Source organism: Enterobacter sp. Lyrl_3 (assembly GCF_051948675.1).
Lineage (GTDB): Bacteria > Pseudomonadota > Gammaproteobacteria > Enterobacterales > Enterobacteriaceae > Enterobacter > Enterobacter cloacae.
Window position 1 is genome coordinate 386,700 of sequence record NZ_JAYJLI010000003.1, and the last position, 14,440, is coordinate 401,139.

Consider the following 14,440-nt stretch of genomic DNA (forward strand, 5'->3'; position numbering starts at 1 on the left):
ACTCCTTACGCGCTCAGCAGTTGCTGCATATCTTCTTCTACGGTGGTCACGGAACGCAGACCGAATTTCTCGTTCAGCACGGCCAGCAGGTCCGGCGTCAGGAAGCCTGGCGCGGTTGGGCCGGTGACGATATTGGTTACGCCCAGAGAGAGCAGGGTCAGCAGGATCACAATCGCTTTCTGCTCGAACCAGGAGAGCACCAGCGACAGCGGCAGATCGTTCACGCCGCAGCCCAGTTTCTCCGCCAGCGTGACCGCCAGAATGATGGCTGAATAGGCATCGTTACACTGACCAGCATCCACCAGACGCGGCAGCCCTTCAATGTTACCGAAGTCCAGCTTGTTGAAACGGTATTTACCGCAGGCCAGCGTCAGGATCAGGCAATCTTCCGGCACGCGGGTGGCGAAATCGGTGAAGTAGTTACGCTCACCGCGCGCGCCGTCACAGCCGCCAATCAGGAAGATGTGGCGCAGTTTTTCACGGCTGACGAGGTCAATCAGCGAATCTGCGGCGCCGAGCAGCGTTTCGCGACCAAAACCGACAGTGATTAGGTGCGGAATTTCGCTGTACGGGAAGCCCGCCATCTGCTGCGCCTGGGCGATCACCGGACCGAAATCGTCACCTTCAAGGTGGCTCACGCCCGGCCAGCCGACGATGCTGCGGGTCCAGATGCGGTCATCATACGCGCCGACGGTCGGGTCGATGATGCAGTTAGAGGTCATCACAATTGGGCCCGGGAAGCGGGCGAACTCAACCTGCTGATTCTGCCAGCCGCTGCCGTAGTTCCCGATCAGATGTTTGAATTTACGCAGTTCCGGGTAGCCGTGTGCGGGCAGCATTTCGCCGTGGGTATAGACGTTAACGCCGGTGCCTTCGGTCTGCTTCAGCAGGTTGTAGAGATCTTTCAGGTCGTGGCCGGAAATGAGAATACATTTGCCTTCGGTCGCTTTCACATTGACCTGCGTTGGCGTTGGATGACCGTAGGTGCTGGTTTCACCGGCATCCAGAATGCTCATCACTTTGAAGTTCATCTGGCCGATTTCCATAGAGCACTCAAGCAGCGCATTCATATCGGCAGGCCAGGTGCCCAGCCACGCCATGATTTTGTGGTACTGCGCGTAGATGTCGTTATCGTACTGGCCAAGCACGTGCGCGTGCTCCATATAGGCTGCGGCACCTTTCAGGCCGTACAGGCACAGCAGGCGCAGGCCGAGAATGTTCTCGCCAATCGACGCTTTGTCTTTGTTCGGGGTAAATTCTGCGGCCTGACGCTGTAATTCGCCCAGGTCGTCACTCACCAGTTGCAGTTCTGACATCGGGTTGTCCACGCGGGCGCTGGCATCGGCATTCAGGCACTGCGCTTTCAGCGCTTCGCGCAGGGCAATCGCTTCACGGGCGTACCCGACAATGCGCGGCGAATCAAAGTTAACGTTAGTCAGCGTGGAGAAAAAGGCGCGCGGCGCAAAGCTGTCTACGTAGTGGTCGACAATACCGTACTCGCGGGCTTTGAATGCCCAGGCGGAAAGTCCCTGCAGGGCAGCAATCAGCAGATCCTGCAGGTCTGATGTTTCTGCGGTTTTACCGCACATACCCTGCGCGTAAGAACAGCCATTGCCTGCCGGGGTACGGATAGTTTGTTCACATTGCACACAAAACATAATCACACCTGTTAAAGTTATATTTGATATACATGTTTAAGGTTATGCCTGTGTCCGGGCGGTGAAAAGGGCTTTTTTTGACAAAGTAGAGGGAGATTGATTTAGCGCAATTTTGGCGGCAGGAACCCTACCGCCAGAGAGGTATCAGGCGGAGAAAAAGGCCATCAGAACAGGCACCAGCAGGCTCAGAATAAAGCCGTGTACGATGGCGGCGGGCACCATTTCCAGCCCGCCAGAGCGTTGTAATACCGGCAGGGTAAAGTCCATCGACGTCGCCCCGCTCAGACCCAGCGCGGTAGAGCGGCTGCGGCGAACCAGGCCCGGGATCAGCATGATGGCGATTAACTCCCGCGCCAGGTCGTTAAAGAAGGCGGCGCTGCCAATAACAGGGCCAAACGACTCGGTTAGCAGAATACCGGAGAGGGAATACCAGCCAAATCCGGAGGCCATGGCCAGGCCGGTTTTGAGCGGCAGGTCGAGAATCAAGGCGTTAATGACGCCTGCTACCATTGAACTGGCGACCACAATAACGGCAACAATCATTCCCCGACGATTCAGGACAATCTGTTTCAGGGTCATGCCATTATTGCGTAGCTGGATACCAATAAGGAACAGCAGGAAGATCAGGGTATATTCGCTGGCTTCGGTGGCGTGCTGCAAAAAAGGCCATCCGGTGAGCCCAAGGACAAAACCGAGCACCACGACGCCGCACAGTTTTAATGATTCCAGCGCCATCGCAATTCGGGAAGGCAGTTTTTCCTGATGGTGATGGTTTTTCCACGGAATAGTGCGCTCAAGCCAGAATAAGGCGGCGATATTGCAGAGCAAAATAACCACAACAGTGACAGCAGAATAATGCAGGATGGAAAGCAGATTGGTCGCCAGGTTATCCAGAAAGGCCAGGCTAATCCCCATAAAGAACAGAATGACGTAAACAATCCAGCTGAGAAAACGGTTGATAAGCCGTAATGCCGATGCCTGATGCAGCGGGATAAGATAGCCCACAATCAGGGGCAGCAGAATAATGAGGAGTCCTGAGAACATGAACAACCGGTCCTTGTGAGTAGCTGTTGAGCGCCAGAGACACTACCCAATAAAGGCTGTTCAGTAAAGCGGCAAAAGAAAGCCGGGTGGCGGCTGCGCCTTACCCGGCCTGTTGCCCTCACACTGGCCCTCTCCCACAGGGAGAGGGAGGGAAAGATTAATCGCGTTTTTCCAGCAGGGTGCGATACAGCACGCCGCCCAGAATACCGCCGACGATCGGCATTACCCAGAACAGCCACAGCTGCTCAAGTGCCCAACCGCCCTGGAAGATGGCGACGGCGGTGCTGCGCGCCGGGTTCACCGAGGTGTTGGTCACCGGAATGGAGATCAGGTGAATAAGCGTCAGTGCCAGACCAATGGCGATAGGCGCGAAGCCCGCAGGGGCGTATTTGTCGGTCGCGCCGTGGATCACCAGCAGGAAGCCGGCGGTCAGCACAATTTCAATCACAATGGCAGAGAGCATAGAGTAGCCGCCAGGCGAGTGCTCACCGAAGCCGTTGGAAGCAAAACCGCTGGCTGCGGCGTCAAAGCCGGCTTTACCGCTGGCAATCACGTACAGCACCGCGGCAGCAATAATACCGCCCACAACCTGAGCGACAATATAGCCAATGACCTCTTTGGCCGGGAAGCGACCACCAGCCCATAAGCCTAATGTCACGGCCGGGTTAAAATGACCACCGGAAATATGTCCTACGGCGAAGGCCATGGTTAATACCGTTAAACCAAATGCCAGCGCGACGCCGACAAAACCAATGCCGAGTTCCGGAAATGCTGCTGCCAGAACGGCACTACCGCAGCCACCAAACACCAGCCAGAATGTACCAAAGCATTCTGCTGCTAATTTTCTGAACATAACCACCTCAATTAACTACCGCACGCTTTCCCGCGCGCGGGATATATCGCCATAAAGGGATGACGACTCAAAGAGCCATTATTTTAGAAACCAACAACACCCCTTCGCCACTTAAATAAATTCGGATAATTTGATTTAAGGCAATGTGATGTCAATCCTTGTTCAAACTGGAGGTGAATAGATCATAGTCCAATTTGCGGGCGATAGTTTGTGGTGCTATTGAGACTATTTCAAATGAAACCTTGCACGTAAATTCTGAATTTTTCGTGCTGAGACAAAATAATCAGGAGGCCTGACAGTGTTCTGTGCGGCATCCTCCCGCTATACTGCTGATAACTTAAAGGAAAAAGTGATCATTTCTCGGGGGATGTATGCTTCTCGAACGTGTGGAAATTGTCGGGTTTCGCGGTATAAACCGTCTGTCACTCCAGCTGGAGCAGAATAACGTCCTCATCGGCGAGAACGCCTGGGGTAAGTCCAGCCTGCTGGACGCGCTGACGCTGCTGCTTTCGCCCGAGGGCGATTTGTATCACTTCGTTCATGATGATTTCTGGTTTCCACCCGGCGATGTCAACGGCCGTGAGAAGCATCTCCATATCATTCTGACGTTCCGCGAATCCGAGCCGGGGCGTCACCGGGTGCGTCGCTTCCGCCCGATGTCACCGTGCTGGGTTCAGAGCGACGATGGCTTCCACCGTATTTTTTATCGTCTGGAAGGCGAGATGTCAGAGAATGAAGGGGTGCTGACCCTGCGTGAATTTCTCGACCAGAAAGGCAACCCCATCCCGCTGGACAATATCGACGAGCTGGCCCGGCATCTGATTCGTTTGATGCCGGTGCTACGCTTGCGCGATGCGCGTTTTATGCGGCGTATCCGTAATGGTACCGTGCCGCATATGCCGGAAGTAGAAGTCACCGCCCGCGAGCTTGATTTCCTGGCACGCGAGCTGGTTTCGCGTCCGCAAAATCTCACCGATGGGCAAATCCGCCAGGGGCTCTCTGCCATGGTGCAACTGCTGGAGCACTATTTTTCCGAGCAGGGAACCTCGCAGTCGCGCCATCGTCTGATGCGCCGTCGGTCCCATGATGAGCAACGAAGCTGGCGCTATCTCGATATCATTAACCGGATGATCGACCGGCCCGGCGGACGCACTCATCGGGTGATTTTGCTGGGGCTATTTTCCACCCTTCTGCAGGCCAAGGGAACCGTCCGTCTGGATCGCGATGCGCGTCCGCTGCTGCTGGTGGAAGATCCGGAAACACGTCTGCACCCCATCATGCTCTCCGTTGCCTGGCACCTGCTGAATCTGCTGCCGCTTCAGCGCATTACCACCACCAATTCCGGCGAGTTGTTGTCGCTGACGCCGGTCGAGTATGTTTGCCGCCTGGTGCGTGAATCATCGCGCGTTTCTGCTTACCGGCTGGGGCCGGGAGGGATGAATGCCGAGGATGGTCGCCGTATTGCGTTTCATATCCGCTTTAATCGCGCCTCGTCGCTTTTTGCCCGCTGCTGGCTTCTGGTGGAGGGGGAAACCGAGACCTGGGTCATCAACGAGTTGGCGCGCCAGTGCGGCCACCATTTTGATGCGGAGGGGATTAAGGTCATCGAGTTTGCGCAGTCAGGATTAAAGCCGCTGATCAAATTCGCCCGGCGGATGGGCATAGAATGGCACGTACTGGTCGACGGCGATGAGGCGGGTAAAAAATACGCATCCACCGTGCGCAGCTTGTTGAACGATGAGCGAGAAGAAGAGCGGGATCATTTAACCATGCTGCCCGCCATGGACATGGAGCACTTTATGTACCGCCAGGGGTTCGATGACGTGTTCCACAGGATAGCGATGGTGCCGGTCGATGTGCCGATGAACATGCGGCGCGTGATCGCCAAAGCGATCCACCGCTCTTCAAAACCGGATTTAGCCATTGAAGTGGCAACAGAAGCAGGGCGGAGAGGGATCGAATCGGTGCCTACGCTGCTGCGTAAAATGTTCTCCCGCGTCCTGTGGCTGGCACGCGGGAAAGCCGATTAACGCCGGGTTGCCTGGGTGACCTGCTCCGTCAGGCTATCCAGTAGCTCATAGCGGCGGCGATATTCTGCGCGTTTTTTACTGGCAATCTCTTCCATGGACTTACGCGGCATGGCAAGCGGCAGTTCAAAGTTACCGTTATCCTGTTTGTGTCCGCCGAGGGAGATCCAGAAGCTGTCGTAATCCGCCAGCAATTTCCCCTCTTTTTTCTTGCGATACCGCCAGCTGCGATAGATGTGGGTGGCATTACTCACCGCCACAATCTGCTCCACCGGAAAGGCGCTGCCAAGCGTCATGACAGCTTCAACCAGCAGACGTTTCGGGAAAAGGCCATGGCACGCCTTGGTTGCCTTCTGGATCAGCTCATGCGGAACGTGGGCTTTCGCCCCCTGCAGGCCGCCGATAAAGAGCGTGCTTTTGCCTTCAAACGGGCACAGCGTAAACGTTATTTCCGCCAGCACGGTATCCTGATGGTCACTGAAAAAGAGGGTAGCTTCTCCCTCTTTATCCAGGAACGCATCGGCGCACAACCGAACGGTAAACTGCTGTTCATCCTTACCGGTTAAGGTCAGGAGCGTCACGCCCTGCTTAGAAAGATAGCCTTTGAGCAGCGCGGCTGGCAGGTGGTGACTCATGGTCTGGTAGTGCCAGTTCAGGGCTTCCAGCGCATGCGGGCGATCCATATTCACGGTCAGCCAAGGGCGATGCAGGCGACAGGGCAGGCCAGGCTGGACCTGCAGCATTTGCATCAAACGGGGCTGCTTTGCCAGGCTTGAGAGCAGACGTGCGGTGCTGAGCGGTGTGGCCAGCGTGCGAAGCGCAAACTTACGTCGATAGGCGGGATTTTGCCATGCCAGGCCCGGCGTAATGGTGCCAGTGACCAGGCTTTTAAACAGCTGCCAGCCGGATTTAGGCTGCGACAGAGTGGAATACGGTGTATCGACGATGGAAGACATGTGAGATCCTGCTTCTTATGGAATGGCGTTATTTCAGCAGGCCCTTTGTCAACGTTGTGTCAACAAATCCAGGCATTTCCTGAATTCAGGGGTTTCGTTGAGGAGTGGTTTAGATAGAATCGACGTTGATGTAAGCCAGAATAATTATTTGGAATATTTATGAACCTTAAGGGAAAACGCAGAAAGTGGTTTCTGCTGCTGGCGATAGTGGTGATAGCGGCCGGATACTGGTTATGGCAAGTGCTCAACGCGCCGGTTCCGCAGTATCAAACGCTGATCGTCCGTCCGGGTGAATTGCAGCAAAACGTACTGGCGACCGGCAAACTTGATGCGCTGCGCAAGGTTGACGTGGGCGCACAGGTTAGCGGGCAGTTAAAAACGCTGTCCGTTGAGATTGGCGATAAGGTGAAAAAGGGGCAACTGCTCGGCGTTATCGACCCGGAACAGGCTGAAAACCAGATCCGGGAAGTGGAAGCCACGCTGATGGAGCTGCGCGCGCAGCGTGCGCAGGCGCTGGCGGAACGTAATCTTGCCCAGGTGACCCTGACGCGTCAGCAGGCGCTGGCCAAAACGCAGGCGATCTCGAAACAGGATCTCGACACGGCCGCCACCGAACTGGCGGTGAAACAGGCGCAGATTGGCACCATTGACGCGCAAATCAAGCGCAACCAAGCCTCGCTGGATACGGCGAAAACCAACCTCGATTATACGAAGATTGTGGCGCCCATGGCCGGGGAAGTGACCCAGATCACCACGCTTCAGGGTCAGACGGTGATTGCCGCCCAACAGGCGCCGAACATTCTGACGCTGGCGGATATGAGCACTATGCTGGTGAAAGCGCAGGTTTCCGAGGCGGATGTTATCCATCTTAAGCCGGGGCAGAACGCCTGGTTCACCGTACTGGGCGATCCGCAGACGCGCTATGAAGGCGTGCTGAAGGACATTCTGCCTACGCCGGAAAAAGTGAACGACGCGATCTTCTACTATGCCCGTTTTGAAGTCCCCAACCCGCAGGGCGTGCTGCGTCTGGATATGACCGCGCAGGTCCATATTCAGCTGACCGGCGTAAAAAACGTGCTGACCGTTCCGCTCTCTGCGCTGGGGGAATCCGCCGGGGATAACCGCTATAAGGTGAAGGTGTTACGCAACGGCGAAACGCGCGAGCGTGAAGTGGTGATTGGCGCACGCAACGATACCGACGTGGTGGTGGTGAAAGGGCTGGAAGAGGGTGACGAGGTGGTCACCAGCGAAACCCTGCCCGGAGCGGCGAAATGACGGCGTTGCTTGAGCTGACTGATATTCGTCGCAGCTATCCGTCGGGCGATGGTCCGGTGGAGGTGCTGAAGGGCATCTCCCTGCGCGTGGAAGCGGGCGAGATGGTGGCGATTGTTGGCGCGTCGGGTTCCGGTAAATCGACGCTGATGAACATTCTTGGCTGTCTGGATAAACCGACCAGCGGTACCTACCGCGTGGCCGGAACGGACGTTTCCACTCTGGACGGCGACGCGCTGGCAAAGCTGCGTCGGGAACACTTCGGCTTTATCTTTCAGCGTTACCATCTGCTCTCTCACCTGAGTGCGGCGCAGAACGTGGAGGTCCCGGCGGTCTATGCAGGCGTGGAGCGCAAGAAACGCCTTGCGCGCGCGCAGGCGCTGTTAACGCGTCTTGGTCTGGCGGAGCGGGTAGAGTATCAGCCCTCGCAGCTTTCTGGCGGTCAGCAGCAGCGCGTGAGTATTGCCCGTGCGCTGATGAACGGCGGGCAGGTGATCCTGGCCGATGAACCCACCGGAGCGCTCGACAGCCATTCCGGTGAAGAGGTGATGGCGATCCTCCATCAGCTTCGCGATCAGGGGCACACGGTCATTATCGTGACTCACGATCCGCAGGTGGCGGCGCAGGCTGAGCGCATTATCGAGATCCACGACGGCGAGCTGGTGAGCAACCCGCCACCGCGTGCGTCCAGAGCGGCCGCGCCAAAAGAAGCCTTGCCTGCTGCAACCGGCTGGGGACAGTTTTCCAGCGGTTTTCGCGAGGCGCTGACCATGGCCTGGCTGGCGATGGCGGCCAATAAAATGCGCACCCTGCTGACCATGCTTGGGATCATCATCGGTATTGCATCGGTGGTGTCGATTGTGGTGGTGGGCGATGCAGCCAAACAGCTGGTGCTGGCGGATATCCGCGCTATCGGGACCAACACCATTGACGTCTATCCCGGGAAAGACTTTGGTGATGACGAACCGCAGTATCAGCAGGCGTTGAAATACGACGACCTGGCGGCCATTCAGAAACAGCCGTGGGTCAATTCGGCGACGCCTGCCGTGTCGCAAAACCTTCGCCTGCGCGTGGGTAACGTGGACGTTGCCGCCAGCGCGAACGGCGTCAGCGGAGATTATTTTAACGTCTACGGCATGACCTTCAGCGAAGGGGCGACCTTCAACGCCGAACAGCTGGCGGGCAGGGCGCAGGTGGTGGTACTGGACGCGAACTCGCGCAGACAGCTCTTCCCCAATAAAACCAACGTCGTGGGCGAAGTGATCCTCGTAGGGAACATGCCAGCCACCGTGATTGGCGTGGCGGAAGAGAAGCAGTCCATGTTTGGCAGCAGCAAGATCCTGCGGGTCTGGCTACCGTACAGCACCATTTCCGGGCGGATTATGGGGCAGTCATGGCTGAACTCCATCACTGTTCGCGTGAAGGAGGGCTATGACAGCGCGCTGGCCGAACAGCAGCTTGAGCGGCTGTTAACCCTGCGTCACGGGAAGAAGGATTTCTTCACCTGGAATATGGACGGCCTCTTGAAAACGGCGGAAAAGACCACACGTACTCTTCAGCTGTTCCTCACGCTGGTGGCGGTGATTTCGCTGGTCGTTGGCGGTATCGGGGTGATGAATATCATGCTGGTCTCGGTGACGGAACGTACCCGGGAAATTGGTATTCGCATGGCGGTTGGGGCCAGAGCCAGCGACGTGCTGCAGCAATTTTTGATTGAAGCGGTGCTGGTGTGTCTGGTGGGCGGCGCCATGGGGATTGCGCTGTCGATGATGATCGCCTTTGCCCTGCAGATTTTCTTACCCGGCTGGGAGATTGGGTTTTCACCGGTGGCCATTCTTACCGCATTTTTATGCTCGACCTTTACCGGCATCTTGTTTGGCTGGCTGCCGGCCCGCAACGCGGCGCGGCTGGATCCGGTGGATGCGCTGGCTCGGGAATAACCCGAAAATAAAAATGCCAGCCGATCGGGCTGGCATTTTGACTGCGGGATGTACACAATAAAACAGAGAGCTAAGCAACCGTTTCTGCTTCAATCGGTACGATAAGGCTTGCGTGATTGCCTTTTGGTCCCTGATGTACATCGAACCGGACGGACTGCCCGGCTTTGAGCGTTCTGTAACCATCCATCTGAATGGTGGAATAGTGAGCGAATATATCCTCGCCGCCGCCTTCGGGGCAGATGAAGCCAAACCCTTTGGCGTTGTTGAACCACTTAACAGTACCCATTTCCATGCTTCGACATCCTTCGTAAATCTTATAAGTTAAGATGGAATGAACCGGTGGTGGAGTGGGGGCTGTTCAAAACCTCGCCATCTCACGCTTGTACAATTTAGAGAATCGAAAGACATCGTCAAGCGTTTGGCGCTGGAGATGGGACAATAATCAACCAAAGTTTGAAGCAGTTAACGCTATTGCAACAGTTTGTGACAGACATCGCGGATGACAGTAATAGATGATTGTTATCTAACATCTGAGGTAGATTCAAAGTGGTTATGCAAAATGGGTAAGACCAACGACTGGCTGGATTTTGACCAGCTGGCGGAAGACAAAGTGCGTGACGCGCTAAAACCGCCATCTATGTATAAAGTTATGTTAATGAACGATGATTACACGCCGATGGAATTTGTTATTGACGTGCTACAAAAGTTCTTTTCTTATGATGTAGAACGTGCAACGCAACTGATGCTTACCGTTCATTATCGTGGCAAAGCTATCTGCGGCATCTTTACCGCCGAGGTGGCGGAAACCAAAGTGGCGATGGTGAACGACTATGCGAGGGAGAACGAGCATCCGTTGCTGTGTACGCTGGAAAAGGCCTGATAAGGCATAAAATTGGGGGAGGTGCCTATGCTCAATCAAGAACTGGAACTCAGTTTAAATATGGCTTTCGCCAGAGCGCGTGAGCACCGACATGAGTTTATGACCGTCGAGCATTTACTGCTCGCACTGCTTAGCAACCCATCTGCCCGCGAAGCGCTGGAAGCCTGCTCCGTGGATCTGGTGGCGCTACGTCAGGAACTCGAAGCCTTCATCGAACAAACGACACCGGTGCTGCCAGCCAGTGAAGAAGAGCGCGACACACAGCCGACGCTCAGCTTCCAGCGTGTGCTGCAGCGCGCGGTATTCCACGTCCAGTCTTCCGGACGTAGCGAAGTGACGGGCGCAAACGTCCTGGTCGCCATCTTCAGCGAGCAGGAGTCGCAGGCGGCCTACCTGCTGCGCAAACACGAAGTCAGCCGACTCGATGTGGTTAACTTTATTTCCCACGGCACGCGCAAAGACGAGCCTAACCAGGCATCGGATCCCAGCAATCAGGTCAATAACAATGAAGAGCAAGCAGGCGGGGAGGATCGTATGGAAAACTTCACCACCAACCTTAATCAGCTTGCTCGCGTTGGCGGTATCGACCCGCTGATTGGTCGCGATAAAGAGCTGGAGCGCGCGATTCAGGTGCTGTGCCGTCGCCGCAAAAATAACCCGCTGCTGGTGGGGGAATCGGGCGTGGGTAAAACCGCGATTGCCGAAGGTCTCGCCTGGCGCATTGTGCAGGGCGACGTACCGGAAGTAATTGCCGATTGCACCATCTACTCGCTGGATATCGGCTCTTTGCTGGCGGGCACCAAATACCGTGGTGATTTTGAAAAACGCTTCAAGGCGCTGTTAAAACAGCTGGAGCAGGATACCAACAGCATCCTGTTTATCGATGAAATTCATACCATCATCGGTGCGGGTGCCGCTTCGGGTGGGCAGGTGGACGCCGCTAACCTGATCAAACCGCTGCTCTCCAGCGGCAAGATCCGGGTGATTGGCTCGACCACTTACCAGGAGTTCAGCAACATCTTTGAGAAGGATCGTGCCCTGGCGCGTCGCTTCCAGAAAATCGATGTCACTGAACCGTCCGTCGAGGAAACGGTGCAGATCATCAACGGCCTGAAACCGAAGTATGAAGCGCACCATGACGTGCGTTACACCGCGAAAGCGGTGCGTGCGGCGGTGGAGCTGGCGGTGAAATACATCAACGATCGTCATCTGCCGGATAAGGCGATTGACGTGATTGACGAGGCAGGGGCGCGTGCGCGTCTTATGCCAGCCAGCAAGCGTAAGAAAACCGTCAACGTGGCGGATATTGAGTCCGTAGTGGCTCGTATCGCGCGCATCCCTGAGAAGAGCGTTTCTCAGAGCGATCGCGACACGCTGCGTACCCTTGGCAATCGTCTGAAGATGCTGGTCTTTGGTCAGGATAAAGCCATTGAGGCCTTAACCGAAGCGATCAAGATGGCCCGTGCCGGACTGGGGCATGAGCATAAGCCTGTCGGTTCGTTCCTGTTCGCCGGTCCAACCGGTGTCGGGAAAACCGAAGTAACGGTGCAGCTCTCCAAAGCGCTGGGCATTGAACTGCTGCGCTTTGATATGTCCGAGTATATGGAGCGTCACACCGTCAGCCGTCTGATTGGTGCGCCTCCGGGATACGTGGGCTTTGACCAGGGCGGTCTGCTCACCGACGCGGTGATCAAGCATCCACATGCGGTACTGCTGCTCGATGAAATCGAGAAAGCGCACCCGGACGTGTTCAACATCCTGCTGCAGGTGATGGACAACGGGACGCTGACCGACAACAACGGGCGCAAGGCGGACTTCCGTAACGTGGTGCTGGTGATGACCACCAACGCCGGGGTACGTGAAACCGAGCGTAAATCCATCGGCCTGATCCACCAGGATAACAGCACCGATGCGATGGAAGAGATCAAGAAGATCTTTACGCCGGAGTTCCGCAACCGTCTGGACAACATTATCTGGTTCGATCACCTGTCTACCGAGGTGATCCATCAGGTGGTAGACAAGTTCATCGTCGAACTGCAGGTTCAGCTTGATCAGAAAGGCGTGTCGCTGGAAGTGAGCCAGGAGGCCCGCAACTGGCTGGCTGAGAAAGGCTACGACCGTGCGATGGGTGCCCGTCCGATGGCGCGTGTGATTCAGGACAACCTGAAGAAACCGCTGGCGAACGAACTGCTGTTTGGCTCGCTGGTGGACGGCGGCCAGGTGACGGTGGCACTGGATCAGGCGAAGAACGAACTGACGTACGATTTCCAGAGTGCGGCGAAGCACAAGCCGGAAGCGGCTCACTGAGTGTAATATGTGTGTTAAAAACCGGGCATCAGCCCGGTTTTTTTATGCCTGCTTTTCTCCCTCTCCCCGTGGGAGAGGGGCGGGGTGAGGGCAACAGCCTGCAGAGGAATTTTGCGAGGCGCTTTCCAGTTTCGTTCGATGTTGGTTCTGGATAAATCCACAGCCATAAATTGGCGCCTCTGTACAACCGTGGAAGACAATACACCAACACTGAAGCCATGAATAAAAAAAGGCCGGGATTATCCCGGCCTTTTTTAATATTCATCTGCCATTACAGGCGAAAACAATTAGCGACTACGGAAGACAATGCGGCCTTTGCTCAGGTCGTACGGGGTCAGTTCAACAGTCACTTTGTCGCCCGTCAAAATGCGGATATAGTTTTTGCGCATTTTACCGGAGATGTGCGCAGTTACCACGTGACCGTTTTCCAGCTCTACGCGAAACATGGTGTTAGGCAACGTATCAAGTACGGTACCCTGCATTTCAATATTGTCTTCTTTGGCCATCTAATCCTCTGGGGTATCACTACCAAGTTTTGAACCGGCAAGATAATGCCGAAATTCATCAATTAAGTAAAGAATTGCGCGTTTAAAACGCAGCAAAACAGTTTCGGCGCATTGCCCAAGCGTCACGGTACAACCGAACGGAAAGCGCATTCGTAAAGGGGATACAACAGGATAAACGTCAGGACGTTATCTGAAGCGAAGGTCCCAAACGGCGGCGGGGCAACAGGCAGAAGCTACTCTGCGGCATAATTATAACACCCTCATAAAAAATATGCGGAAAACATTTAGACATTGGGCATAAAGAGTGTCCGCGGTACCCAAAAATCGCGCGGCAGCTTCTCCTGACGGCAGTTATCCAGGTGCTCAATGTAGTGGCGGCGGGAGATTTCAACCGCACCGAGGGAGGCGGTATGCTCGTTCAGAACCTGACAATCCAGCAACTGCCCGCCGCGCTGAGCAAACTCCTGGCAGAAAACCAGCAGGGCCGTTTTCGAGGCGTTTACCGCCCGGGAGAACATCGACTCACCGCAGAACAACGTCCCCTGCGCGACGCCGTACATACCGCCAACAAGTTCGCCACCTTCCCACACCTCAATGGAGTGGGCGTAGCCAAGCTCGTGCAGTTGATGATAGGCAGTGATGATATCGCGGGTGATCCATGTCCCCTCATGACGGTCTTCCGCACACCCTTCTATCACCTGACCGAAGGCGTGATTCAATGTGACCCGGTACGGTGATTTTGCGTGGAAACGCTTCATGCTGCGGCTCAGGTGAAACTGCGTGGGCCAGAGCACGGCGCGCGGATCGGGAGACCACCATAAAATAGGGTCACCAGGTGAAAACCACGGGAATATGCCGCGCTGGTAGGCCATCAGGAGCCGGGCAGGGCTGAGATCGCCGCCAAGTGCCAGCAGCCCATTGGGTTCACGCAGCGCTCCCTCTGGCGACGGGAACGCAATGTTATGACGAGAAAGCTGGACCAGGCGCATGACAGCAA

At 55.7% G+C, this 14,440-nt stretch carries 12 protein-coding genes; 5 read left to right on the forward strand and 7 right to left on the reverse strand.

The genetic code is table 11. The features are described 5' to 3' along the window. Window positions 1–5: 5 nt before the first annotated feature. The 3 genes from hcp to aqpZ form a co-directional block, all read right to left on the reverse strand. Window positions 6–1,658, reverse strand: coding sequence for a hydroxylamine reductase (gene hcp, locus VF709_RS09580; protein ID WP_149896586.1), 1,653 nt, complete (start codon window positions 1,656–1,658; stop codon window positions 6–8). Window positions 1,659–1,802: 144 nt separating this feature from the next. After that, the gene (locus VF709_RS09585) at window positions 1,803–2,702 is read right to left on the reverse strand and encodes a lysine exporter LysO family protein (protein WP_013097331.1); all 900 of its coding nucleotides are present in this window, start codon (window positions 2,700–2,702) and stop codon (window positions 1,803–1,805) included. A 157-nt stretch (window positions 2,703–2,859) separates the two neighbouring features. Further along, window positions 2,860–3,555, reverse strand: coding sequence for an aquaporin Z (gene aqpZ / locus VF709_RS09590; protein ID WP_013097330.1), 696 nt, complete (start codon window positions 3,553–3,555; stop codon window positions 2,860–2,862). Window positions 3,556–3,926: 371 nt separating this feature from the next. Here aqpZ and VF709_RS09595 point away from each other — a divergent pair, with 371 nt between their 5' ends. Next, on the forward strand, window positions 3,927–5,585 hold the full coding sequence (locus VF709_RS09595) for an ATP-dependent endonuclease (protein WP_013097329.1): 1,659 nt from the start codon (window positions 3,927–3,929) through the stop codon (window positions 5,583–5,585). Here the strand turns inward: VF709_RS09595 and VF709_RS09600 are convergent. Further along, window positions 5,582–6,538 carry a VirK/YbjX family protein gene (locus VF709_RS09600; RefSeq protein WP_038419018.1) on the reverse strand — a complete coding sequence of 319 codons (957 nt, stop codon included), beginning with the start codon at window positions 6,536–6,538 and terminating at the stop codon, window positions 5,582–5,584. The genes VF709_RS09595 and VF709_RS09600 overlap by 4 nt on opposite strands. A 159-nt stretch (window positions 6,539–6,697) precedes the next feature. On the opposite strand from VF709_RS09600, the gene macA reads away from it, so the two are divergent. Both macA and macB read left to right on the forward strand, forming a co-directional pair. Then, the gene (macA, locus tag VF709_RS09605; protein ID WP_023622163.1) at window positions 6,698–7,813 is read left to right on the forward strand and encodes a macrolide transporter subunit MacA; all 1,116 of its coding nucleotides are present in this window, start codon (window positions 6,698–6,700) and stop codon (window positions 7,811–7,813) included. Continuing rightward, window positions 7,810–9,750 (forward strand): macrolide ABC transporter ATP-binding protein/permease MacB, encoded by a 1,941-nt coding sequence (gene macB, locus VF709_RS09610; RefSeq protein ID WP_029883000.1) that lies wholly within the window; start codon window positions 7,810–7,812, stop codon window positions 9,748–9,750. Before macA ends, macB begins: the two co-directional genes overlap by 4 nt. Window positions 9,751–9,820: 70 nt before the next feature. Here the strand turns inward: macB and cspD are convergent, their stop codons facing one another. Then, the gene (gene cspD / locus VF709_RS09615; protein ID WP_008499993.1) at window positions 9,821–10,042 is read right to left on the reverse strand and encodes a cold shock-like protein CspD; all 222 of its coding nucleotides are present in this window, start codon (window positions 10,040–10,042) and stop codon (window positions 9,821–9,823) included. Between the two features lie 267 nt (window positions 10,043–10,309). Between cspD and clpS the strand changes: the two genes are divergently transcribed. Both clpS and clpA read left to right on the forward strand, forming a co-directional pair. Further along, window positions 10,310–10,630 (forward strand): ATP-dependent Clp protease adapter ClpS, encoded by a 321-nt coding sequence (clpS, locus tag VF709_RS09620; protein WP_006174393.1) that lies wholly within the window; start codon window positions 10,310–10,312, stop codon window positions 10,628–10,630. Between the two features lie 27 nt (window positions 10,631–10,657). Beyond that, on the forward strand, window positions 10,658–12,937 hold the full coding sequence (gene clpA, locus VF709_RS09625; RefSeq protein ID WP_023622164.1) for an ATP-dependent Clp protease ATP-binding subunit ClpA: 2,280 nt from the start codon (window positions 10,658–10,660) through the stop codon (window positions 12,935–12,937). Window positions 12,938–13,224: 287 nt separating this feature from the next. Here the strand turns inward: clpA and infA are convergent, their stop codons facing one another. Beyond that, window positions 13,225–13,443: a translation initiation factor IF-1 gene (gene infA, locus VF709_RS09630; protein WP_002211347.1), complete on the reverse strand. Its 219-nt coding sequence runs from the start codon at window positions 13,441–13,443 to the stop codon at window positions 13,225–13,227. A gap of 284 nt (window positions 13,444–13,727) precedes the next feature. Further along, complete coding sequence (gene aat, locus VF709_RS09635) at window positions 13,728–14,432, reverse strand: leucyl/phenylalanyl-tRNA--protein transferase (protein ID WP_013097324.1); 705 nt, start codon at window positions 14,430–14,432, stop codon at window positions 13,728–13,730. Between the last annotated feature and the right edge of the window lie 8 nt (window positions 14,433–14,440).

Coding starts and splice junctions, on each gene's coding strand:
- macA (WP_023622163.1), top strand. CDS start 6,698: ATGAACCTTAAGGGAAAACGCAGAAAGTGGTTTCTGCTGCTGGCGATA.
- cspD (WP_008499993.1), bottom strand. CDS start 10,042: ATGGAAATGGGTACTGTTAAGTGGTTCAACAACGCCAAAGGGTTTGGC.
- aat (WP_013097324.1), bottom strand. CDS start 14,432: ATGCGCCTGGTCCAGCTTTCTCGTCATAACATTGCGTTCCCGTCGCCA.
- macB (WP_029883000.1), top strand. CDS start 7,810: ATGACGGCGTTGCTTGAGCTGACTGATATTCGTCGCAGCTATCCGTCG.
- VF709_RS09600 (WP_038419018.1), bottom strand. CDS start 6,538: ATGTCTTCCATCGTCGATACACCGTATTCCACTCTGTCGCAGCCTAAA.
- VF709_RS09595 (WP_013097329.1), top strand. CDS start 3,927: ATGCTTCTCGAACGTGTGGAAATTGTCGGGTTTCGCGGTATAAACCGT.
- aqpZ (WP_013097330.1), bottom strand. CDS start 3,555: ATGTTCAGAAAATTAGCAGCAGAATGCTTTGGTACATTCTGGCTGGTG.
- clpA (WP_023622164.1), top strand. CDS start 10,658: ATGCTCAATCAAGAACTGGAACTCAGTTTAAATATGGCTTTCGCCAGA.
- infA (WP_002211347.1), bottom strand. CDS start 13,443: ATGGCCAAAGAAGACAATATTGAAATGCAGGGTACCGTACTTGATACG.
- hcp (WP_149896586.1), bottom strand. CDS start 1,658: ATGTTTTGTGTGCAATGTGAACAAACTATCCGTACCCCGGCAGGCAAT.
- VF709_RS09585 (WP_013097331.1), bottom strand. CDS start 2,702: ATGTTCTCAGGACTCCTCATTATTCTGCTGCCCCTGATTGTGGGCTAT.
- clpS (WP_006174393.1), top strand. CDS start 10,310: ATGGGTAAGACCAACGACTGGCTGGATTTTGACCAGCTGGCGGAAGAC.